This is a genomic window from Nocardioides segetis (assembly GCF_051390595.1).
Taxonomy (GTDB): Bacteria; Actinomycetota; Actinomycetes; order Propionibacteriales; family Nocardioidaceae; genus Nocardioides.
In genome coordinates this window covers 80,932-103,086 of the sequence record NZ_JBNINR010000001.1, presented here as the reverse complement: position 1 = coordinate 103,086, position 22,155 = coordinate 80,932, and the positions used below count along the sequence as shown (strand labels likewise).

21 protein-coding genes are annotated in these 22,155 nt (G+C 73.1%); 8 read left to right on the top strand and 13 right to left on the bottom strand.

The genetic code is table 11. From position 1 onward, the window contains the following. Positions 1-7: 7 nt before the first annotated feature. From ACPZVR_RS00445 to ACPZVR_RS00405, 9 genes are all read right to left on the bottom strand, one after another. A complete protein-coding gene (locus ACPZVR_RS00445) occupies positions 8-958 on the bottom strand; it encodes a PDR/VanB family oxidoreductase (protein WP_436697592.1) in 951 nt (316 codons plus the stop codon). Further along, positions 955-2,187, bottom strand: coding sequence for an MFS transporter (locus tag ACPZVR_RS00440; protein WP_436697591.1), 1,233 nt, complete (start codon positions 2,185-2,187; stop codon positions 955-957). Before ACPZVR_RS00440 ends, ACPZVR_RS00445 begins: the two co-directional genes overlap by 4 nt. 76 nt (positions 2,188-2,263) lie before the next feature. Then, positions 2,264-3,559, bottom strand: a complete 1,296-nt coding sequence (locus ACPZVR_RS00435; protein ID WP_436697590.1) for an MmgE/PrpD family protein — start codon at positions 3,557-3,559, stop codon at positions 2,264-2,266. Further along, positions 3,559-4,578: an LLM class flavin-dependent oxidoreductase gene (locus tag ACPZVR_RS00430; RefSeq protein ID WP_436697589.1), complete on the bottom strand. Its 1,020-nt coding sequence runs from the start codon at positions 4,576-4,578 to the stop codon at positions 3,559-3,561. The genes ACPZVR_RS00435 and ACPZVR_RS00430 overlap by 1 nt, the downstream gene beginning before the upstream one ends. Beyond that, the gene (locus ACPZVR_RS00425) at positions 4,575-5,432 is read right to left on the bottom strand and encodes an alpha/beta fold hydrolase (protein ID WP_436697588.1); all 858 of its coding nucleotides are present in this window, start codon (positions 5,430-5,432) and stop codon (positions 4,575-4,577) included. Before ACPZVR_RS00425 ends, ACPZVR_RS00430 begins: the two co-directional genes overlap by 4 nt. Further along, entirely contained in the window at positions 5,429-6,379 is a 951-nt protein-coding gene (locus ACPZVR_RS00420; protein ID WP_436697587.1) for a DODA-type extradiol aromatic ring-opening family dioxygenase, read from the bottom strand. The genes ACPZVR_RS00425 and ACPZVR_RS00420 overlap by 4 nt, the downstream gene beginning before the upstream one ends. A 75-nt stretch (positions 6,380-6,454) precedes the next feature. Continuing rightward, positions 6,455-9,832: a molybdopterin cofactor-binding domain-containing protein gene (locus ACPZVR_RS00415; protein ID WP_436697586.1), complete on the bottom strand. Its 3,378-nt coding sequence runs from the start codon at positions 9,830-9,832 to the stop codon at positions 6,455-6,457. After that, positions 9,829-10,299, bottom strand: a complete 471-nt coding sequence (locus ACPZVR_RS00410) for a (2Fe-2S)-binding protein (protein WP_436697585.1) — start codon at positions 10,297-10,299, stop codon at positions 9,829-9,831. The genes ACPZVR_RS00415 and ACPZVR_RS00410 overlap by 4 nt, the downstream gene beginning before the upstream one ends. A gap of 105 nt (positions 10,300-10,404) precedes the next feature. Next, positions 10,405-11,196, bottom strand: coding sequence for an IclR family transcriptional regulator (locus ACPZVR_RS00405; RefSeq protein ID WP_436697584.1), 792 nt, complete (start codon positions 11,194-11,196; stop codon positions 10,405-10,407). Positions 11,197-11,417: 221 nt separating this feature from the next. On the opposite strand from ACPZVR_RS00405, the gene ACPZVR_RS00400 reads away from it, so the two are divergent. The 8 genes from ACPZVR_RS00400 to ACPZVR_RS00365 all read left to right on the top strand — a co-directional run bounded on the left by ACPZVR_RS00400 (position 11,418) and on the right by ACPZVR_RS00365 (position 18,447). Further along, the gene (locus tag ACPZVR_RS00400; protein WP_436697583.1) at positions 11,418-12,275 is read left to right on the top strand and encodes an ABC transporter ATP-binding protein; all 858 of its coding nucleotides are present in this window, start codon (positions 11,418-11,420) and stop codon (positions 12,273-12,275) included. Between the two features lie 40 nt (positions 12,276-12,315). Next, positions 12,316-13,317 (top strand): ABC transporter substrate-binding protein, encoded by a 1,002-nt coding sequence (locus ACPZVR_RS00395; protein WP_436697582.1) that lies wholly within the window; start codon positions 12,316-12,318, stop codon positions 13,315-13,317. A gap of 88 nt (positions 13,318-13,405) precedes the next feature. Continuing rightward, positions 13,406-14,266 (top strand): ABC transporter permease, encoded by an 861-nt coding sequence (locus ACPZVR_RS00390; RefSeq protein ID WP_436697581.1) that lies wholly within the window; start codon positions 13,406-13,408, stop codon positions 14,264-14,266. After that, complete coding sequence (locus ACPZVR_RS00385) at positions 14,266-15,021, top strand: ABC transporter permease (RefSeq protein ID WP_436697580.1); 756 nt, start codon at positions 14,266-14,268, stop codon at positions 15,019-15,021. The genes ACPZVR_RS00390 and ACPZVR_RS00385 overlap by 1 nt, the downstream gene beginning before the upstream one ends. A gap of 115 nt (positions 15,022-15,136) precedes the next feature. Beyond that, positions 15,137-15,853 (top strand): TetR/AcrR family transcriptional regulator, encoded by a 717-nt coding sequence (locus tag ACPZVR_RS00380; protein ID WP_436697579.1) that lies wholly within the window; start codon positions 15,137-15,139, stop codon positions 15,851-15,853. Between the two features lie 58 nt (positions 15,854-15,911). Beyond that, on the top strand, positions 15,912-16,625 hold the full coding sequence (locus tag ACPZVR_RS00375) for a maleate cis-trans isomerase family protein (RefSeq protein WP_436697578.1): 714 nt from the start codon (positions 15,912-15,914) through the stop codon (positions 16,623-16,625). 5 nt (positions 16,626-16,630) lie between these two features. Beyond that, positions 16,631-17,461, top strand: a complete 831-nt coding sequence (locus ACPZVR_RS00370) for an alpha/beta fold hydrolase (RefSeq protein WP_436697577.1) — start codon at positions 16,631-16,633, stop codon at positions 17,459-17,461. Next, complete coding sequence (locus ACPZVR_RS00365; protein ID WP_436697576.1) at positions 17,458-18,447, top strand: asparaginase; 990 nt, start codon at positions 17,458-17,460, stop codon at positions 18,445-18,447. The genes ACPZVR_RS00370 and ACPZVR_RS00365 overlap by 4 nt, the downstream gene beginning before the upstream one ends. Before the next feature lie 17 nt (positions 18,448-18,464). Here the strand turns inward: ACPZVR_RS00365 and ACPZVR_RS00360 are convergent, their stop codons facing one another. Genes ACPZVR_RS00360 through ACPZVR_RS00345 form a run of 4 tightly spaced genes read right to left on the bottom strand, consistent with a single transcriptional unit; the run spans position 18,465 to position 22,153 of the window. Beyond that, positions 18,465-19,946, bottom strand: a complete 1,482-nt coding sequence (locus tag ACPZVR_RS00360; protein WP_436697575.1) for an aspartate ammonia-lyase — start codon at positions 19,944-19,946, stop codon at positions 18,465-18,467. Continuing rightward, on the bottom strand, positions 19,943-21,085 hold the full coding sequence (locus ACPZVR_RS00355) for a M20 family metallopeptidase (protein WP_436697574.1): 1,143 nt from the start codon (positions 21,083-21,085) through the stop codon (positions 19,943-19,945). Before ACPZVR_RS00355 ends, ACPZVR_RS00360 begins: the two co-directional genes overlap by 4 nt. After that, the gene (locus ACPZVR_RS00350; RefSeq protein ID WP_436697573.1) at positions 21,075-21,743 is read right to left on the bottom strand and encodes a DUF1028 domain-containing protein; all 669 of its coding nucleotides are present in this window, start codon (positions 21,741-21,743) and stop codon (positions 21,075-21,077) included. Before ACPZVR_RS00350 ends, ACPZVR_RS00355 begins: the two co-directional genes overlap by 11 nt. Continuing rightward, a complete protein-coding gene (locus tag ACPZVR_RS00345; RefSeq protein WP_436697572.1) occupies positions 21,740-22,153 on the bottom strand; it encodes a RidA family protein in 414 nt (137 codons plus the stop codon). The genes ACPZVR_RS00350 and ACPZVR_RS00345 overlap by 4 nt, the downstream gene beginning before the upstream one ends. Positions 22,154-22,155: the final 2 nt, after the last annotated feature.

Below are 22,155 nucleotides of genomic sequence, written 5' to 3'. Positions count from 1 at the left end.
GCCGGGCTCAGATGTCCAGGACCAGCTCGGGCGTGCGCGCGCGGGAGACGCAGACCGCCAGGGCCGTGTCGTCGCCCTCGCCCGGCGAGCGGAACGAGTCGCGGTGCTCGGGCTCCCCCTGCAGCACCCGCACCTCGCAGGATCCGCAGACCCCGTCGCGACAGGCGTTCGCGACGCTGATGCCCACCGTCTCGAGGGCGTCGAGGATGCTCTCGTCGGCGGCGACGTCGACGGTGACGTCGGACTTCGCGCAGCGGACCCGCACCGGCGCGGACTCCAGGCCGGAGAGGTCCTTGCCCGCGAAGCGCTCGACGTTGAGCGCGCCCTCGGGCCAGCTCTCGCAGGCGGCCTCGACCGCGTCGATCAGCCCCGTGGGACCGCAGCAGTAGACGGCGGTGCCCTCCTCGGGGTCGGCCAGGATGCCGGCGACGTCGAGCCGCCCGGCCTCGTCCTCCGGTTGGATCAGGACCCGGTCGCCGTAGCCGGCGAGGAGGTCACGGAAGGCCATCGACGCGCGGGTCCGTCCGCCGTACACCAGGCGCCACGGGACCCGCTCGGCCTCGGCCTGCCGGATCATTGGCAGGATCGGGGTGATGCCGATGCCGCCGGCCACGAAGAGGTAGCGCTTGGCCGGCACCAGCGCGAAGTGGTTGCGCGGACCGCCGACCTCGACCAGGTCGCCGGGCCGGGCCTCCTCGTGCAGGTAGCTCGAGCCACCTCGTGACTGCGGCTCGGCGAGCACGCCCACGACATAGCGGTCGCGGTCGGCCGGGTCGCCGCACAGCGAGTACTGCCGCACGACGTCGGGCATCCCGAGGTCGATGTGAGCCCCCGGCGTCCACTCGGGCAGGATCCCGCCCTCCGGATCGACGAGCTCGAGACTCAGTACGCCGTCGGCCTCGACCCGCATCGCGCCGATCATCAGGTCCAAGACGCCCTCGTCGTCCCAGTTGGTCATATCTCCACTCCGCTTCTCACCCAACGTTGTCTGGCATGGGCGATCAGCGCGGCCGAGGCGGCCGCGGCGATCGCGATGACGTACCAGGCCGGCCCGTAGCGGCCGGCCCCGGCGACGGCGGCGAACAGCAGCGGTCCGCACATCCCGCCGAAGAAGACGCCGCCCTGGGTCAGGCCGGTGACGGCGGCGATGCTGTGCGGTCGCGCCTGCGTGACGCTCAGGTTGAACAGCCCGTTCCAGCCCCAGCCGAGGCCATAGGCCGCGAGCGCGCCGAGCAGGAAGCCCCACCCCGAGCCGGTGCCGAGCAGCACGTAGCCGAGGGCCCCGCCGGCGAGCATGATGCCCACCGCGCGCAGGGAGTCGGCCCCCTCGTGACGCCCGCCGGACCACGAGGCCAGCACCCGGGCGACGATGCAGGTCAGGCTCCCCGCGATCTGGACGGCGCCCACGGCCTGCGGGGAGACACCCGCGTGCTGCCCGGTGACGGCCAGGAACGACGGCAGGGTGGTCGCCGCGACGGAGCCCAGGAACGCACCGCCGACGAGCGCCGCGACCAGCGGCGCGCCGCCGACCGGGACCGGCGCCCGGACCGGCGTCGGGACCGAGGTCGGCCCGCCGGCGGGGCGGGAGGCCGACGGCCGCGGGGGCCGGGGCACCGCGTCACGGTCGAACGGGATGGCCAGCTGCACCGCCGCCACCAGGGCGACGACCGTCCAGACCGCCACCCGCCACGATCCGGTACCACCGACCGCGGCGAGCAGGGCGCCGGCGATCAGGGTCGCGGCCGGGATGGCGGACTGCACGGCGCCGAACGCGACCGCACGCACCCGCCCTGCTCCGATGCCCGCGAGGATCTGGTTGGACGCGGGCTGCACGAGCGAGTTCGGGATCCCGATGAGGGTCAGCGCGACGACGACGGAGCCGGCGTCCCCGGCGAGGGCCACGCCGACCAGCCCGAGCATGCTGCCGAGCGCGGCGAGCCGGAGCGCCGCCAGCGGCCCGCACCAGGCGACGAACCGGCCCGAGAACGGCGAGAGCAGCGCCGAGACCGCGTAGTACCCGGCGACCGCCGTGGCGACCTCCCCCGCACCGAAGGCCATGGTCCGGCCCATCTGGAGGGCGAGCGTGCCGACCAGGAACGGGGGCACGGAGACCGCGACGAGCGTCCCCAGCACGCCGGCGACGGCACGGACGCCGGTCGTCGTGCTCGGTTCGGTCGTGCTGGTCATGGGCTGAGGTCCTTTCGCCGTACGCTGTACCGTACAGGAACTCACCGGGGCTGGGGAAGGGCCGGTGTCCGCCCGTTCAGCGCGGCTCGGCGAGGAGCCGGGTGAGCTCCCGCGGCGCGAGACCACGGGCCAGGTCGCCGGCCAGGCCGGCCCAGCGCGGGTCGTCCCCGACGAGGGCACCGAGCTTGCGGGCGAGAACCTCCGCCGGGTCGACGTCGCGGCGCAGGGGCTCGCGGTGCCGCAGCGTCGCGCCCGGCAGCGTCACGGCGAGCTCGACCGCGTCGGCCGCCGCGCTCGGCGTCAGCGTCAACCGGCCCGCGAACGCGGTCGCCGGGTCGGCCGTCCGGAAGTACCGCACGTCGCGCTCCCGGCCCCGGACGACCGCACCGACCGCGTAGGCGAGGCTCGCGGCCGCCTCCGGCGGGCCGTCCACGACCCGGTCGATCGACACGTAGGCGGTCATGGCCGCAGGCAGGGTCACCTCGATCGCCGGCGCCGCGCCGATCGACGCGCGGCCCGAACGCTCCGTGAGGCTCGACAGTCCGCGGATCACGGCCTGCAGCGGGGTCGAGCAGGGGAACTCCTTGACCATCCCCTCGACGATCCGCGCCGGCCCGTCGAGCACGGCGTCCGGGGAGGCGCCGAACGCCCGCCGGGCGGGACCGTCGAGGAGGGTCGACGACGCGCGCAGCCCCGCGGCGGCCCGCACCGCCGCCCGCAGCCCGGCGGCGGCCGCGTCGCCGAGGAGCACGTAGTGGCCGTCGGCGAAGACGTCCTCGGTCAGCAGACCGCCGAGCGAGGCGGCAGCGAGAGAGAGCGCCTGCCGGGTCCGGTCCTCGTCGAGCCCCAGGAGGCAGGAGGCCGTCATCGCGGCGCCGAGCCGGCCGGCGACCGCGCCCGGCCACCAGGACGACCCGTAGAGCCGCGGACCGCCGAGCACGCCGGCCGCGAGAGCGGTCACCTCGTAGCCCGCCGCGACCGCGGCCAGCAGGCCCGGCCCGGAGGCGTCCGCCCGGGCGCCGAGCTGGACGGCGAGCGGCACCACCACGGCTCCCGGCACGGTGCCCGAGCCGGGGTGGACCGCGTCGAGTTCGTCGATGTGCGCCGCCGTGACGTCGGCGACCACGGCATCGTCGCGGCTCCGGCGGGCGGCCGGTGCCGCCAGCGGCGTCCAGGCCAGGTCCGACGTGGCCGACTCCTGCGAGTCCAGGAGCCGGCCCACCGTCGGGTGGTCGGCACCGACGACGAGGCACGCCAGCGTGTCGACGCAGAGCAGGGCGGCGGCCCGGACCAGGTCCTCCTCGCCCGCGCGGACCCGCCCGGCGACCGTCGTACCGCGCCGCGCGAGGGCGTCGAGGGTCGCTCCGGCCATCAGCGCGCGGGCGCCCCGAGCACCTCCGCGCCGACCTGCTCGACGAGGTCGCGCGGGAGGTCGTAGGAGCCGACGTGCTGGATGAAGACCGAGGTCGCGCCGGCCTGCTCGACGAGGTCGAGCTTGGCCGCGATCTCGCCGGCGGTGCCGAACAGGCAGAACTCCTGCGCGAAGCGCACGGCGTCCGCGTCGCTGACCCAGCGGCCGCAGACGTCGACCGCGCGGTCCCAGTCCTCGGCGTGCACGAGGTCGGGGTAGACCTCCGGGACGTGGGCCGGCACCTCGATCTCGATGCCGGCCGCCCGCAACGCGGCCTGCCCGCCGTGCTGGGCGATGCCCGCACAGATCGGCTTGAGCACCCGCGCGTCGCGCTCGATGTCGTCGCTGACCCGGGCGTGGGCGGAGACGATGATCCGGACGTCCTCAGGAGCCTTGCCCGCGTCCCGCGCGCCGGCCTCGACGAGACCGCGCGAGCGCGCGATCGCCGCGGCCGAGACGCCGCTCAGCAGGATCGCGCCGTCGGCGATCTCGCCGGCGAGCCGCAGGTTGCGCGGGCCGCTCGCGGCCAGCAGGACCGGCACTCCCGGATGCGGGTCGCGCATCCGGGAGCTGACCGGTCCGTAGTCGACCGTCTCGCCGGCCAGGCTGGCACGGATCACGCCCACCCCGGCCCGGAGGTCGTCCTGGCGGCTGGGCCGCAGGCCGACCGGCTCCACCGAGCTGTTGCCCACGCCGAGGCCGAGGTCGAAGCGGCCGACCGCGACCTCGCCGACGGTCCGGGTCAGACCCGCGACGACGCTGGGATGCCGGGTCACGACATTGCTGACCGCGGTGCCGATCCGGATCGACTCCGTCTCCAGCGCCACCGCGTAGGCGGTGAGGAAGGCGTCGCGCCACAGGACCTGGGAGTCGGGCAGGAACACCTGCGCGAAGCCGAGCTCCTCGGCCCGGCGGGCGAGCCTCGCCACCTCGTCGGCCCGCGTGCAGGGAGGCAGGCGGATCCCGATCGGCAGGCTCATCGCAGTGCGCCGGCCCGGCCGAAGAACTCGCGGGCCTCCTTGTTGAAGCGGTCCGCGTGCTCGTGCTGCGGCCAGTGCCCGCACTCGCCGTAGATCTCCAGCTCCGAGCCCGGGATCGAGGCGTGCATCCGCTCCGCCTCGGGTACGTCGCCGAACGGGTTCTCGGCACCCCACACGATGCGGGTCGGGGCGGCGATCCGCGCCATCTGCTCGGGCGAGAGGAGGTCCTCGACCCGGTTCTCCATGGTCTGCAGGCACAGCAGCCGGTCGATGCGCGCCACGAACTCGGGGCGGTGGTAGATCGCGTGGCGGACGTCGACGAGCTCGTCGGACACGTTCGCGGGGTCGAACATGAGCAGCTCGAGCCGCTTGCGGGTCAGCGCGATGTCGTCGCCCTCGACCGCGGCGCGGGTGCTGGTGCGGATCCGCTCCATGACGGGCGGGTTGGCGACCGTGCCGCCGGGCGCGACGAGGATCAGGCTGCCGACCCGCTCGGGGTGGTCGGCGGCGAGCCGCCCGGCGACCCAGCCGCCCAGCGACTCGCCGATGAAGTGCGCCCGCTCGATGCCCTGGGCGTCCAGGTAGGCCAGCACGTGCTCGACGTACCGCGGGATCCGGTAGTCGGCGTCCGGACCGTCGGTGTAGCCGTGCCCCACCATGTCGACGGCGTGGCAGTCGAACTCGTCGGAGAGGACGGTGAGATTGCGGACGAAGGCCTCCAGGTGCCCGCTCGTCCCGTGCAGCATGACGACCGGGTCACCGGCGCCCGCGCGCACGTAGCGGGTGCGGAGCCCGCCCGCGTCGATGAAGCCGTGGCGGTAGTCGGTCGTGCTCAGCTGGGTCCACAGGGTCATGCTCGGTCTCCTTCGTCGAGCGGCTCGTAGAGAGCCACTGCCATTCCGGTCAGCCATTCGTCCATCGGGGCGTAGGCCAAGGTGGTGCCGCGGCCGGCGCCGACGGCGGCCGTCATGGCGATCCAGGAGCGGACCTCCTGGGCGCCGTTGCCGGCCTCCTTCTCGATCTCGTCGCTCGACTTCGCGATGGTGCGCGACAGGTCGCCCGCCGCGAGCTGCTCGAGGAAGTCCCGGTCGAACGCCGGGTTGATCTGGGCCGGCGCGGCGCGGATGATCTGGCGGCGCCGGACCTCGAACTCCTTCCACTGCTCCCGCCCGTTGAGCCAGGCCTCGACGAGGAAGCGGTCGTCGTCGGACAGCGTCTGCGACCAGTCGGGCCAGGGCAGCCGGTGCGACAGGCCGCCCGAGGCGATGACGACGATCCGCTTGTCCTCCCCGTCCGACGCCAGCGCCGCGCGCAGCGTCCGGCCGATCGCCTCGGCCCGCGCGAGCGGGATGAGCGGCGGCGCGAACATGTTGAGCACGATCGGCACGATCGGTACGTCGAGCGCGGGCACCAGGTGCTGGAGCCCGTGGGTGATCCCGTGGTCGACGGTGAGCCGCAGCGAGAACGCGGGGTCGAACGAGCTGTCGACCAGCGTGTCCACGATGTGCTTGGCCAGGTCGCGGTCGACCGGGAGCGGCCCGGCCGGGGTGTCCGCCTCTCCGGCTCCGATCACCTCGGCGACGCCGACGGTGATCGAGGGCATCAGGTCGAGGAAGAGTCCGCGGAAGTGGTTGCTGCCGATGACGACGACCGCGTCCGGGCGGGCCGCGGCGATCGCGGCGGCCGCGCGGCCCAGGCCGTCGCGGAACCCGTGGGCGGCGGGCAGGTGGTCGACCTCATCCCAGTGTGTGTTCATCAGCGTGCTGTGGGATGCCCCCACGCCCAGCACGATCCGGCTCATGGCACCACTCCTTCGCTTGTTCCGTACATCGTACGGTACGGAGGATGCCGCCGTCGACAGCGAACGACGAGAGGTTCAGCGGGTCGCGGTCACGGCCTCCAGGACGTGCTCCGCGAGACCCGCGACGGCGTCCAGCTTCCAGCCGTTGCCCGGCAGCGGGTGTGCCTCCCGGTCGAGCTCGCGGTCGAGCACCGCACGCAGCTGTGCCGCGGTCGGCGCCGTCCGCCCGCGCAGCCATCGCTCCGCCTCCACGGCACGCCAGGGCACCGGCGCCACGGCGCCGAGGACCAGCCGGCTCTCGCCCCAGGTGCCGGAGGCGTCGACCTCGCCGGAGATCACGGCCGAGGCGGCCGCGAAGTCGCCGGTGTAGAGGTTGAGCTTGCGGAAGGCGCTGCGGCGGCGGACGGCAGCGGCCGGCACCACGATCTCGACGACGACCTCGCCCGGACGCAGCGCGGTCTCCCCCGGACCGACGAAGAACTCCTCGATCGTCAGCGTCCGGCGGCCGTCCTCGGCGGCGAGCTCGACGCGGGCATCCAGGGCGGTCAGCACCGTCGCCAGGTCCGACGGCGTGACCGCCTGGCAGCGGTGCCCGTCGATCACCGCGTGCTGGAACCGGTGATCGCCCATGACCGCGTAGCAGGGGCTGGTGACGCCGTTGCGCTTGTAGCAGGAGAAGCCGTTGCGGAAGAACCAGCATCTCTTCTCCTGCACCAGGTTGCCCGCCACCGTGGCCACGTTGCGGATCTGCGCGGACGCGATGGAGTCGACCACGTCGGCGATCACCGGCACCGTCTCGCGGGTGGCCTCGGCGAGCTCGGCCAGCGTCACCGCGGCACCACAGTGGAGCGCGCCGTCCTCGGCCCAGCGCACGCCCCGCAGGGCGAGCACGCTGCGCGTCGACACCAGCACCGTGGCGGGCGCGGCCTGTCGGCGACGCTCCACCAGCGCGTCGCTGCCGCCGCCGATCACCTGCGCGCCGGCAGCCGCCTCGCTCAGGACGCCGTCGAGGGTGTCGGGCGCGCTCAGCGACGCGACGGACTCCGGGTCGGGGACGCCGGTGCCGACGCCGCGACCGAACCGGGTGCCCCAGCGATGGAGCACGTGGTGCAGGCCCAGGGGGTAGAGCGCGCGCATCAGCGCGATCCACCAGCGTCCGGGCCGCCGCCAGATCCGGTGGTGACGGCGGCGCCCCTCCTTCTCGGCGAGCGCGGTGATCACCTTGTCCGGGGTCAGCGGCAGCTCGCGGATGCGCACTCCCACCGCGTCGTGCACGGCGTTCGCCAGCGCCGCGCCGGGCGGGATGATCGACATCTCACCGACGCTCTTGGCGCCGTACGGGCCCGCGGGGTCGTGCGCGTTGACGATGACCGGGCGCACCGAGGGCACGTCCGCGGAGCGCGGCATGGCGTAGTGCAGGTAGTCGGTGTTGACGACCCGGCCGCCCTCGCGCACCAGCTCCTCGCCGAGCGCCGCGCCGATCCCCATCACGGCGCCGCCCGCGATCTGCCCCTCCACCGCGGTCGGGTTGATCGCCCGCCCGACGTCGTGGGCGGCCACGTAGTCGAGCAGCTCGACGGCGCCGGTGCGGCGGTCCACCTCGACGTAGGCGCCGTGGGCGGCGTAGGCGTAGGTCGGCGAGAGATTGGCCGTCGACCTGCCGGGCGCGAGGGGCTCGGTGCCCTCGAGCAGGTAGGTCGTCTCGTGCGACAGCATGCCGTCGGCGGCCTCGTCGCTGAGGCGGACCAGGTCGCCGAGCGCCACCGCGTCGTGCTCGCCGACGGCCTGCCCGTCGCGGAGCACGACGTCCTGGGTGCCGAGCTTGGCGCGCGCCAGGTCGCGCAGCCGCTCGGCCAGCTCGCCGGCCGCCTTACCCACGGAGAAGCCGGTCATGTGGGTGCCGCGGGAGGACCAGGCGCCCAGCTCGAACGGGGTGTGCTCGCTGTCCATCGACAGCACCTCGACGACGGCGAGGTCGACGCCCAGCTCGTCGGCCGCAATCTGGGCCAGGATCGTGCTCTGGCCGGTGCCCGCGTCGGAGCCGCCGTACCGGACCCGGACCCGGCCGTCGTCGAAGACGTCGACCGCGGCGTCGCTGCGGTTGGCCAGGTCGTAGGCGTACGCGCCGCTGCCGTGGCTGCCTGCGGCGACCCCGACCCCGCGGTCGGGACGCGGGTCGGCGCGACGGCGGTCCCAGTCCAGCCCGGTGCGGACCGCGTCGAGGCAGTCGGCGAGCCGGGCCGTCGTGACGTCGTAGCCGCAGAGCGTGGTGGTGTACTCGCGGTTGACGTTGCGCAACCGCATCTCGAGCGGGTCGAGCCCGAGACGGTCGGCCAGCTCGTCCATCTGCGACTCGGCGGCGAGCGAGACCTGGGGCGTCCCGTAGCCCCGGAACTGCCCGCCGGGCTGGGTCGCGGTGTCGATCAGCCGCGCCTCCACGACCGCGCCGTCCGGGCGGTACATCGATCCCAGGGTGATCGCGCCGACCCGCATGACGGAGGGACCCATGTGGTTGTAGGACCCGTTGTCGACGCGGATGTCGCTCTCGTAGAGCCGGACCAGGCCGTCCTCGTCGACGGACGTGCGCAGCCAGGTCTCGAAGCGGTGCCGCGGCTTGTTGGCCCCGAACTCCTCCTCCCGGGTCAGGCTCAGCAGCACCGGCCGCTTCGCCTTGCGGGAGAGGGCCGCGGCGAGCACCTCGTGCTCGGAGGCCTTGGACTTCGAGCCGAACCCGCCGCCGGTGGCGATCTCTCGGAAGATCACCTGGTCGTGGTCGAGCCCGAGTAGCTGGGAGACCTCCTTGCCGATGAACCACGGCGCCTGGGTCGAGGTCCACAGCTCGACCGTTCCGTCGGCCTCGTTCCAGCGGGCCAGCGTCGTGTTGGTCTCCATGCAGGCGTGCGAGACGCTCGGGTAGACGAAGCGACCCTCGACCGCGGCGCGCGCGTGCGCCCGGCCGGCCGCCGCGTCCCCCCACTCGGTCTGGAACAGGACCGAGACGTTGGGCTCCGCGGTGCCGCGCTCGTGCAGCCGGCGCGCGCCGGGCGCCGTGGCCGCGGCGACGGTCAGCGGGGCCCGGCGGGGGCGGTACCGCACCCGGATGGCGGCGAGCGCCGCGACCGCCTGCGGGTAGGTCTCGGCCGCGACGGCGGCCACCTCCTGGCCGACGTGCCGGACCGCGCCCCGGGCGAGCGGCGGTCGGTCGGAGAGGGGTGCGCCGCGATGGACGTAGACCGCGTCGGGGGCGAAGTCGGCCGCGGTGATCACCGCGACCACACCGGGCATCCGCTCCGCGCGCGAGGTGTCCAGGGCCACGATGTCGGCGAACGGGTGGGGCGATCGCAGGACCGCCCCGTGCAGGGCCGGGAGGCGCAGATCGGCCGCGAAGAGAGTGCTGCCATCGGTGCGTGCGGCCCAGTCGTGCGGCCGCTGGGAGGTGCCGACGTAGCTCATCGCGCCGTTCCCGATCGACGCTCGGCGACGTCGACCACGGCGGCGACGATGGCCTGGTAGCCGGTGCACCGGCAGATGTTGCCGGACATCTGATGGCGGACGACGTCGGGGTCGAGGCCGGAGCGGGCCGCCTCCTCGCGCAGCAGGGCCGTCGCCCGGACGAGCTGTCCCGGCGTGCAGAAGCCACACTGGAAGGCGCCGCGGTCGGCGAACTCCTCCCGGAGGTCGCGGATCTCCTCCGCGAGCCCCTCGATCGTCTCGACCTCGCCGGTGACCAGGGCGGCCGGCTCGATGCAGGACATCGTGGCCCGGCCGTCGACCAGCACGGTGCAGGCACCGCACTCGCCCCGCTCACAGGCGATCTTCGTCCCGGTCAGCCCGACCCGCTCCCGCAGGACCGCCGCGAGGGACTCCGCGCCCCGGACGTCGACCGCGACCTGCTCGCCGTTGATCTTCAAGCGCTGCATGCCATCCTCCTCGCCACGACCGGCGTCGCGGCAGTGCGACTCTATCCCGAGATTCCGTACGTTGTACCGGACAAGCCGTCCACCGAGGCCCCCGCCCGGTCCGACTCAGCCGAACATCTCCTCGCCGGGCGGCCGGCGCTGCTCGCGCGCGGTGCGCAGCTGGCGCGCCAGCCCGAGGGCCGAGGTCTTGACCGCGGCGGCGAGCTGGGGCATCCGGTAGGCCGAGACGGGCACGGAGATCGACATCGCCGCGACGGCGACGCCCTGCACCAGCACCGGCGCCGCCACGCACTCGCGCCCGACGGTCGCCTCCTCCCGCTCGAAGGCCAGGCCGGTGGCACGCACCTCGGCGAGCTCGCGCTCGAGTCGCTCCGGGTCGACGATCGACTTCGGGGTGATCGCGCGCAGCGGCTCCGAGAGGTAGCCCGCGCGCACCTCCTCGCCGCTGAACGCGAGCAGCGCTTTGCCGATGCCGGTGCAGCCCAGCGGCAGCCGGCCGCCGACCCGCGAGGGCAGGCCGAGGTCGGAGTGGCCGTGGATCTTCTCGACGTACACGACGTCGGCTCCCTCCCGGACGCCGAGGTGGACCGTCTCGTGCGTCGCCATGAAGAGGTCCTGGAGGAAGGGACGGGCGGCGACGCGCAGCTCCTGCTCCACCGGGACGAGGCTGCTGAGCTCGAACAGCCCGATGCCCAGCTGGTAGCCGCCCTCGTCCTGCGCGAGCAGGCGCTGCTCGACGAGGGCACCGGCCAGCCGGTGCACCGTCGAGAGCGGCAGCGAGGTACGTCGCGCCAGGTCCGAGAGGCGCAGCGGGGCGGCCCCGCCGTCGAACGCCCGGAGGATCCGCAGGCACTTCTCCAGCATGGTCGGCTGGCCGCGGACTTCCTTCCGCTCCACGGAACTTCCCTTCTCTGCGATCCCCGCGCGGGACCGTGGCGACCGAGGCGGCACCGGCACACCCTGCCGCCCACCGGAAATGTTTCGGCTGGGAAAAGTTTCCGGGACGGGCTCCCATTCCGTCGGGAGAAACTGTACCGTACGTCGTACGCAAGTGTTCGCCGTCACACGCGGACGACCCCGCGCCCCACCTGGCGGACGCGACCCGAAGGGAATGACACATGACGACTTCGCTCGAGCCGACCCAGGTCCACGACCGCGTTCCCGCGCGCACGATCCTCGACGTCAGCGAGCTTCGCAAGCGGTACGCCCCGGACCGGCCCCTGGTCTGCGACGGCCTCACGTTCCAGGTGCGGGAGGGCGAGTTCGTCGCGATCATCGGCCCCTCGGGCTGCGGCAAGTCGACCCTGCTGCGGATGATGTCCGGCATCCTCAAGCCGACCTCCGGCACGGTGAGCCTGCACGGGCGCGCGATCACCAAGCCGCCGCCGGAGATGGCGCTGGTCTTCCAGGACTACACCCGCTCGCTCTATCCGTGGCTGACCGTCGAGCGCAACGTCCGCTTCCCACTGGCCAAGGACAAGTCGCTCTCCAAGGCCGAGAAGGCCGAGCGTGTCGCGCGCGCCCTCGACAACGTCGGGCTGACGGGCTTCGAGTCGTACCACCCCGGCGCCCTGTCCGGCGGCATGCAGCAGCGCGTCTCGATCGCCCGCGCGCTGGCCTTCCAGCCGCAGATCCTGCTGCTCGACGAGCCGTTCGCCTCCGTCGACGCGCTCACCAAGGAGGGCCTCGAGGACACCCTGCTCGACGTACGCGACCGGATGCAGGACGCCGGCAACACGATGCTGATGGTCACCCACGACATCGACGAGGCCATCTACCTCGCCGACCGGATCGTGGTGCTGAGCAAGCCGCCGTGCATGGTCGCCGAGGAGCTCGTCATCGACCTGCCCAAGCCGCGCAACCAGATCGAGACCCGCAGCCACCCGGAGTTCCTGCGGATCCGGGCGCACATCCACGACGTCATGGGACTCACCGACCAGCGCCGCGGCGCGGCCGGCTCCCCGGCGACCCACTGAAAGGCCCCCTGGAAGAGACATGAGGAAAGCAGGTCACACCATGCGCAACCACAAGACGATGGGCGGACTGGTCGCACTCGCCTTCGCGGCCTCCACCGTCCTGAGTGCCTGCGGAGGAGACTCGGGCGGCTCCGAGGTGACGACCAACGAGGACGGCACGGCCAGCATCACCATCGCGACGGTGGGCTCGGACTCCGGGTCCCAGGCGTTCATCGCCGAGAAGGAGGGCTTCTTCGAGGACCACGACCTGGACGTGAAGGTCAAGATCGTCGCGAACGTCCCCGAGCTCGCGGCCGCCGTCGAGTCGGGCGACGCGCAGTTCGCCCTGACGTCGCCGACGTCGATCGCGTCGGCCAAGTCGGCGGGCGTCGACTTCACGATCGTCGCCGGCGGGGCGGTGTACACCGTCGACAACCCGGGCGTGTGGATCATGGTGCCCGAGGGCAGAGACATCGACTCGCCCGCCGACCTCAAGGGCAAGAGCATCGCCGTCAACGCCCTCAACACCATGCCGCACCTCTCGACCCTGGCCACGCTCGAGGCCGCGGGCGTCGACGTCGACGCGAAGTCGCTCGACGTCGTCACGCTGGACTTCACCCAGGTCGGTCAGGCCTTCGAGAGCGGCCAGGTCGACGCCGCGACCGTGACCGCTCCGTTCAACTACCAGATCGAGGGCGACGGCCTCGGGCACGCGATCGCCTCGCCGTACGACGCCGTCAACGACAGCGAGGACTTCTACAACACGATCTGGTTCGGCCAGAGCGCGCTGGCCGAGAAGCAGCCGGACGTGGTGAAGAAGTTCCAGGACGCGCTGCGCGACACCAACGCCTGGGCCAACGACCCGGCGAACGAGGCCGAGCGCAAGCAGATCCTGCAGGAGTACACGGACCTGGCCGACGAGATGCTCAACGGCCTGCAGCTGTTGCAGTTCGGCGACGACGTGACCCCGGAGCTGATCCAGCCGGTCATCGACATCATGGAGCACTTCGAGGTGCTCCCCCGGCCGGTCAAGGCCGACGACATCATCGCCGACGTCAAGTGATCGGCGTGCCGGTGGAGGCCCCGTCCGGGCCTCCACCGGCATCGATCGTGGACGACACGAGCTGGCCGACGGCCGGAGGGAATGAACGATGAGCACCACCACCGCTGAGCGGGTCGACGCAGCCGGCGCCGACCGACCCGAGACCGCGGCGACGCGCCGCCGACGACCGACGCGACGGTGGCGCTCCGCCGTCAACCTGCGCGGCCTGGCGTTCGCGATCGGGTTGGTGCTGGTCCTGGAGCTGCTCACCGCGACGGTCGTGACGTCCGTCTACGTGCCCCGTCCCTCGGAGGTCGGTGGGGCCCTGGTCTCCGAGCTGCAGCGCGGCGACCTGATGAGCGGCATCGGCATCACCCTCGGCGCCTACCTGCAGGGCCTGGCGATCGCGGCGGTCGCCGGCGTCGTCCTGGGCGCGGCGCTCGGCGCCTCCGATCTCGCGTACCACACCTTCCGGGTCCTCATCGAGTTCCTGCGACCGCTGCCCTCGGTGGCCCTGATCCCGTTCTCGATCCTGCTCCTCGGCGTGGGCACCACCACGACGGTGGCCATGATCGTCTTCGCGTCCTTCTGGCCGATCCTCTTCAACACCTACTACGGCGTGCGCGCGGTGAACCCCGTGGCGATCGAGTCGGCACGGATCTTCGGGCTGAACCGCCGTCAGGTCTTCTTCCGCGTGCAGATCCCGAGCGCCGCGGTCAACATCGCCGCCGGCATCCGGATCAGCTCCGCGATCGCGCTGATCCTCGTGATCACCGTGGAGATCCTCACCCGCAGCGGCGGGCTCGGCTACTACATCGTCCGGATGCAGGTCGCGATCCGCACCGAGGACATGTACGCCGGCATCTTCGTGGTCGGCGTGATCGGCTACCTCGTCGCCCTGGCCGTGGCCGGCCTGGAGCGGCGGGTCATCTTCTGGAACTCCGACATCCGAGAGGGCGGTGACCGGTGATGCGGTCGGCACTCACGACCCGGTTGCTGCCCTGGGTGGCGCCCCTGCTGCTGCTCGTCGTCTGGGAGTACGCCGGGCGGCACACCGCGAGCATCTACCTGCCGCCGGCCAGCGACGTGGCGAGGGCGCTGCGCGACGACTGGATGTGGGAGCACACCACGCGGGACCTGCTGCCCAGCCTGAAGCGGTTCGCGCTGGGCTACGTCGCCGGCAGCGTGCTGGGAATCGCGGTCGGGCTCGCCATCGGCTCGTCGCGCCGGGTCGCGCAGTACACCGGCCCCACCCTGGAGTTCCTGCGCGCCCTTCCGGCCGTCGCCGTCATGCCCGTCGCGATCCTGCTCTTCGGCCTCGGCGACGGCATGCGGATCTCGATCATCGCCTTCGGCGTGCTGTTCCCCGTGCTGGTGAACACCGCCTCGGGAGCGCGCAGCTGCCGTCAGGAGCGCATCGACGTCGCCGAGATGTTCGGCCTGAGCCGGCTCCAGGTCGTCCGCCGGGTGATCCTGCCCTCTGCGGTGCCGATGATCTCGGCCGGCCTGCGCGTCGGGCTGCCGATCGCGCTGATCATGATGGTCGTCTCCGAGCTCGTCGGCGGCCGGAACGGCATCGGCTTCTACCTGACCCAGGCCCAGTCGCTGTTCGACATCGCGGGCATGTTCTCGGCCCTGGTCATCCTCGGCGTACTCGGCAACCTGATCAACTGGCTCTACGTCCGGGTCGAGACCAAGCAGCTGCACTGGGGCGCCCACCTCTGACCGACTCCGGAGCCGGGTCCGCCCGAAGCGGATCCGGCCCGGTGCTTCGTGTCGTACTGTGTACGACGAACCGGCGCGGATGCCTGCCGCCGCGAGCAGAGGAGACAGGGGAAACGTGACCACGACAGCCAAGGCCGGGTCCAAGGGCCGTCGCAGCGGGAGCCGCGGCAAGATCAGCCGGGAGGCGATCGTGGCCGCGGCGCTCGAGGTCTCCGACTCCAGCGCGGGCCTCGACGCCGTCACGGTGCGCAGCCTGGCCACCAAGCTCGGCACCGGCACCATGACGCTCTACGGCTACTTCCGCAGCAAGGACGAGATCCTGGACGCGATGGCCGACCACGTGATGAGCGGGATCGAGCTGCCGCCGGTGGAGGACGAGACCCCGGAGCAGGCGCTGCGGGTCGTGGCCCAGGCCTTCGTGAAGCTGATGACGGAGCATCCGAGCGTCTCCTGGCTGCTCTCCTCCCGGGTCACCCGGTCCCACGCGTCGCTGAAGGCGGCGATGGAGGACGTGCTGCAGCGCCTGGTGAACGCCGGCATCCCGGCCGAGACGGCGGTGCGCTGCTACGGCCTGCTCATCCAGTTCGCGCTGGGCTTCGCCGCCTACCAGGCCCCGCGCCAGTGGGGCGCGGCGAGCGGCGAGGACGGCGCCGAGCTGCGCCGCCAGCAGCAGCACTACTGGGCGGGCCTGCCGGCCAGCGAGTTCCCCCTGGTCGTCGAGCTGGCACCGCAGCTGGTGATGCTGCCGACGGAGGACCAGTTCGACTGGGGCGTCGACCTCCTCGTCGAGGTGCTGGCCCGCGCACTCGAGAGGGAGACGCGCCGCTCCTGACCGTTGCTCGCTCCGTACAGCATCCCGTACGCTGTACCAAAAGAGCGAGGGGGTCCCGGTGAGCATCGGTTTCGGTACGGCCGCGCGCGTCGGCCACCTCTACCCCTCCGGCGGCCTGTGCGACTACGAGATCCAGCTCATGGCACCCGCCGGCGTCCAGTTCCTCACCACGCGGATGCCCTTCCGGCGTACCGGCGTCGCCGACGACCTCGCCCTGGCCGCGGACCTGGAGGCGCACGCCCGGCTGCTCGCGGACGCGGAGGTCGACCTGATCGCCTTCAACTGCACCGCGGCGAGCATGCTGCTCGGCGCCGACCGGGTCAACGAGCGGATCACCGCCGCGACCGGCATCGCCGCCGTCACCACGATCGAGGCCGTCCTCGAGGCGCTGGCGCATCTCGACGCCCGCCGTCTCGTGCTGCTCGACCCGTATCCGCGCGAGGTCGAGGACGCCGAGGTCGCGCACCTGTCCGCGGCCGGGCACGAGGTCGTCGCGCGCGGCGGTCCCGAGTGCGCCACGCCGGTCGAGCAGGGCTGCCTGCCGCCCGAGGAGTGGCGCCGGATCGCCCGCGCCGTCGACGCGCGGGACGCGGACGCCGTGCTGATCAGCTGTGCCGGCGCCCAGGTGGCGACCAGCATCGCGCAGATCGAGGACGCGCTGGGCATCCCCGTGGTGGCCAGCAACCAGGCGCTGCTGTGGAAGGTCCTGCGCCTGCTCGACCTCCGGGCGCCGGTCCCGGGCTACGGCCGTCTACTGAGCGAGGAGCACTGAGGATCATGTCCGTCGACCAGAGGCCGGCCCCGCCGGCGATCGTGAAGGGCTACGCCGGGTCCCGCTTCGGCCAGCTGCACTACGCCGAGTGCGGCTCGGGCGCCCCGGTGCTGCTGCTGCACCAGACGCCGCGCTCGTGGGACGAGTACCGCGACGTCCTCCCCCTCCTGGGCGCGGAGCGGCGCGCCATCGCCATGGACACGCTCGGCTTCGGCGCCTCCGCCCGCACGCCCGAGCCCTTCCGCATCGAGCTGTTCGCCGACGCGGTCGAGGACCTGATCGACACGCTCGGACTGAGCGGCCTGAGCCTGGTCGGCCACCACACCGGCGGCGTGGTCGCGATCGAGGTCGCTGCCCGGCGCGGCTCCGCGATCGAGAACCTCGTCCTCTCCGGGGTCCCGTACGTCGATGCGGCCCGGCGCGCCCGGGTCGCCGGCGCTCCCCCGATCGACCACGTCACGCCCGCTGCCGACGGCAGCCACCTCGGCGAGCTGTGGAACCGGCGTCGGGCGTTCTACCCCGCCGACCGGCCCGACCTGCTGGCCCGCCTGGTCGCCGACGGCCTGCGCGTGGTCGACCGGGTCGAGGAGGGACACCGGGCGGTGAACGCCTACCGGATGGAGGACCGGATCGGTCTCGTGCGGAGCCGCACCCTGGTGCTGTGCGGGCAGGACGACAGCTACTCCCTCCCCGACGTCCCGCGGCTGTGCTCGTCGATCCCCGGCGCCGTGTCGACCGTGCTCCCCGCCACGGGCGTCGCCTCCGTCGACCATCGCCCCGACCTCTTCGCCGCCGCCGTCGCCGGCTTCCTCGACGACGGAGCGGCAGGACGGTGAGCGCCGGGCTCCCGGTCCACTGGCTGAGCCTGGGCGGGACGATCCAGGCCCGGGGACACGACCCGCTCGACGCCGACCGCTACTGGAAGACCGGCCGATCGCTGACGCCCGAGGAGGTGCTCGCGCCGGTCCGCGCGCTGCTCGGACCGGTGCGGGTCGAGGCCGTCGACGCCCGGCCGAGCCACGACCTGACATCCGACGACCTGCTCGCACTCGTCGCCCGACTGCGCGCCCTCGACCCGGCCGACGTCGCCGGCGCCGTCGTCTCCCTCGGCTCCAACGGTCTCGAGGAGGTCGCCTTCCTGATCTGGCTCCTCGGCGCACCGGTGCCGGTCGCCGTGACGGCGTCGATGCGGCCCCCGACGGCGATCGGCAGCGACGCGCTGCCCAACCTGGTCGACGCCGTGGCGGTCGCCCGGTCCGGCGGAGCGCGCGAGCACGGGGTCGTGGTGGTCTCCGACGGCGCCGTGCTCCACCCGGCGGAGGCGACGAAGAGCCACAGCTCACGCGTCGACTCGTTCCGGGCCAGCGCGACTGCGCTCGGCGAGCTCCGCTCCGGCGTACCGCACTGGAGCCGCCCCGCGGCCCCGGCCCCCCTCCGCGACCACCCCCTTCCCGCCGCCCTGGCGCCGGTCGAGATCGTCACCTCCTACGTCGGCGCGGACGGCGCCGCCGTCCGCTCGGCCACCGAGCGCGGAGTGCGCGCGATCGTCTCCGCCGGCACGGGGGCCGGCTTCCCCACCGGCGGGGAGCGGCAGGCCCTCGAGGACGCCGCGGCGGCCGGCGTCGTGGTGTGCCAGGCCCAGCGCACGCCGTACGGCAGGGTCGCCCCGACCTCCGCGCCGCTGCTCGGCGCGGGCGGACTGAGCCCGCAGAAGGCCCGGCTGCTGCTGGCCGTCGCGCTCGCCGACGGGCGGACGCCCGGCGCACCCGAGCTGCAACGGCTGCTCGACGCGTCCCGCCCCGGGACCGCCGGGACTGCCTGACGCCGCGGCGCGCGGGCTCACCAGCGCAGCGACGTCCCGGCCATCAGTCCACGCGCCCGTGCGACCGGATCATCTCCCTCGGGGAGCGCCGGATCGTGACCGCAGAGCAGGGCGGGCGACAGGAGCTCCGCCAGCTCCGCCTCGCCGAGCAGTCCTCGACCGACCACGAGCTCACGCACGGTGCCCTCGCCGCGAAGCGCCGCCTTGGCGATCTCGGAGGCCGCCGCGTAGCCGATCGTCGGCGCAAGCGCGGTCACGACCCCCACGCTGCGATCGACCTCGGCACTCAGTCGGGCACGGTCGACCTCGATGCCGGCGAGACAGTTCACGGTCAGGGTCTCCAGCGCCCGGTCGAGCCAGCGACCGCCCTCGAGGAGCCGGTGGGCGACCAGCGGCTCGAAGGCGTTCAGCTGGAGCTGCCCGGACTCGGCCGCCATCGTGATGCTGACGTCGTTCCCGCAGATCGCGTAGGCGACCTGGTTGACGACCTCGGGGATCACCGGATTGACCTTGCCGGGCATGATGCTGGAGCCGGCCTGCCGGGCCGGGAGCCGGAGCTCGCCGAGGCCCGACTGCGGTCCGGACGCGAGCAGGCGCAGGTCGTTGCAGATCTTCGACAGCTTCACCGCGATGCGCTTGATCGTGCCCGAGGCCAGGACGAAGACGCCGGTGTCCGACGTCGCCTCGACCAGATCCACCGCCGGCGCGATCGGCATGCCCGTCAGGTCGGCGAGATGTCGGCACACGAGCGCGGAGTACGCCGGGGGCGCGGTGATGCCGGTGCCGATCGCCGTGCCACCCAGGTTGACCTCGGCGAGGAGTGTCCGCGTCTCCCGCAGCCGCGGAAGCTCCTCGCTCAGGGTCACCGCCCAGCCGCGGAACTCCCGGCCCACCGTCATCGGCACGGCGTCCTGGAGCTGGGTGCGCCCGACCTTGACGATCCCGGCGAACTCCTCGCCCTTGTCGCGCAGGGTCTCCACGCAGGCGAGCAGCCTCCCGGCGAGCTGGTCGAGTGCGCGCGCGAGCGCGAGCCGGAGGGCGGTCGGGTACACGTCGTTCGTGCTCTGGCAGCGGTTGACGTGATCGATCGGGTGGACGATGTCGTAGGCGCCAGGAGCATGCCCGAGAAGTTCGAGCGCGCGGTTGGCGATCACCTCGTTCGCGTTCATGTTCGTCGAGGTGCCGGCGCCGCCCTGGATCACGTCGACCACGAAGAAGCGGTCGAGCCGATGGTCCACCACCTCGGACGCCGCTCGCTCGATCGCGTCGGCCAGCGCCGGCTCGATCAGCCCCAGGTCGCGATGGGCACGGACGGCGGCCAGCTTGGTCAGACCGAGCGCCTCGACCAGCTCGGGATGGGCTCGCAGCGGGACGCCGCTGATCGGGAAGTTCTGCAGGGCCCGCGCGGTGTGGATGCCCCAGAGCGCGTCGGCGGGAAGGTCGACCTCGCCGAGGAAGTCCGCCTCCGTGCGGGTGGGGACGGGACCGGGGAGGCTCATCGTCGACCTCCCTGTCGGGCCCGGTCGATCGCCGTCCAGGCCAGGGCCACCGCGGCGTCGTGGAGAGCCCGCTCCGCAGCGGGGCCGAGGGTGTGGGCCGCGAACTCGGCCTGGTGGTTGACCGCGGGCAGCGAGTCGATGCCGACATAGGGGTGGATCGCCGGCACGACCTGCGACACGTTGCCCATGTCGGTCGACGCACGGTTCATCCGAGCCGCGCGCCCCGAGGTGTCGAACCGCCGCCCCAGCCGCTCGGCGTTCGCGACGTACGACGCGAGGGCGGACCCGTCGGTCCGGAACTCCGCGTAGGGCTTGGACTCGGGGGTGATGTCGAGCTCGCACCCCGTCGCGAGGGCGCCGGCCTCGAAGCACCGCCAGATCCGCGGCTCGATGTCCGCGAGCTCCGCGAGCGACTCGGCTCGGACGTACCACCGACCGCGGGCGGTCTCCGGAATGGCATTGGGCGCCTCTCCCGCCTGGGTCACGATGCCGTGGACGCGGACGCTGTCGGGCAGCTGCTGCCGGAGGAGGCCGATCGCGACCTGCGCGACGGTGAAGGCGTCCGCCGCGTTCACGCCGTCCTCCGGATACGCGGCGGCATGCGCGGCCCGGCCCCGGAACGTGAGCGCGGAGTGGGACACGGCGTACGGCCGAGCCTCGGCCACGTCCACCGGTGCCGGATGGGCCATCATCGCCAGAGCCAGACCGGTGAACGCCCCGCGTTCGAGCAGCTCGATCTTGCCGCCTCCGCCCTCCTCCGCGGGCGTGCCGTAGACCTCGACGGTGAGCCCCAGGTCGTCGGCGACCCGCGCCAGTGCGCCGGCGCAGCCCGTGGACATCGCCGCGATCAGGTTGTGACCGCAGGCATGACCGAGGCCCGGGAGGGCGTCGTACTCGACGCAGACGCCGATCCGGAGCGGGCCGTCGCCGATCCGCGCGTGCAGGGCGGTCGGCAGGCCGAGGTACGACGGCGTGACGGCGTAGCCGTAGGAGGAGAGGCGCTCCGCCACCCATGCCGCGGCCCGGGTCTCCTCCCAGGCTGTCTCGGGGTGGCGGTGCAGGTCGCGGGAGAGGGTGACGAGATCGGGCATCAGCCGATCGACGCGCCTGGCCGCGACGTCCTTGACGTCAGAGGTCACCGGGCACCCCGTAGCTCGGCGCCCGGGCGGGCTCCATGGCACGCGCGACGTAGTCGTCCCGCTCGGGGAGCCAGCGACGCAGCAGTCCGTCGAGCTCCTCGACCGGGTCGCCGTCGGACCAGTCGACCCGGAGGTCGGTCTCGTTCCAGGCGCGGCCGACGCGCGTGACCATGAGGCCCGCCGAGTGCAACGGCCCCTCCTCGCCGCCGCGGTCGACCGCTGCTCGCAGCGCGGCGAGCAGGCGCTCCTCGAGATCGCCCGCGGCGCTCTCGAACGCCGCGACCCCGGCCGTGATCACGGCTTCGTCCGCGAGCATGTTGCCTGCCCCCACGACACGACCGCCGTGCACCGCCGCATGGATGCCGAGGACACGTCCGCCGGAGTACGACGCGCCGCCGTTGCCATCCAGCGCCGTCAGCTGGCGGTAGTCGACGAGCTCGGTGGACGTCGTGAGCCTGCGCATCGCGGCATCGGCATCACCGAGATCCTCCAGGAGATCGAGCAGGCGGGGTCCGAGCCGGGGATCCGTCACGTTCTGGGAGGCGACGACACCGACCCCGGAGCGCAGGTGCGCGCACCGGGCGGCCACCGCGGGGCTGGACGAGGCGATCGCGATGCCGAAGCCACTCGGGTCGGCGCCGATGAACGACATGGTCATGGGATCACCGCGATCGCGTCGACCTCGACCAGCCACTCCGGTCGGGCGAGAGCACTCACGACGAGCCCGGTGGAGATCGGGTGGACGCCACGGGTCCAGCGTCCGATGGTCTGGTAGACCGTCTCGCGATAGCGCGGGTCGACGATGTAGATCGTCAGCTTGACCAGATGCTCCATCCGGGCGCCGGCCTCGGACAGCAGCAGCTCGATGTTCGCCATCGCCCGCTCGGTCTGCGCCTCGACGTCGCCGACTCCGACGGACGCGCTGGTGTCGAGGTCCTGGCCGATCTGGCCACGGACGTAGACGGTGTCGCCGGCGACGACCGCCTGGCAGAGGTCGTTGTCGAGCTGCTGCTCCGGGTAGGTGTCACGCGTGTTGAAGGGGCGGATGCGCGTGTGGCCGCCTGCCACGA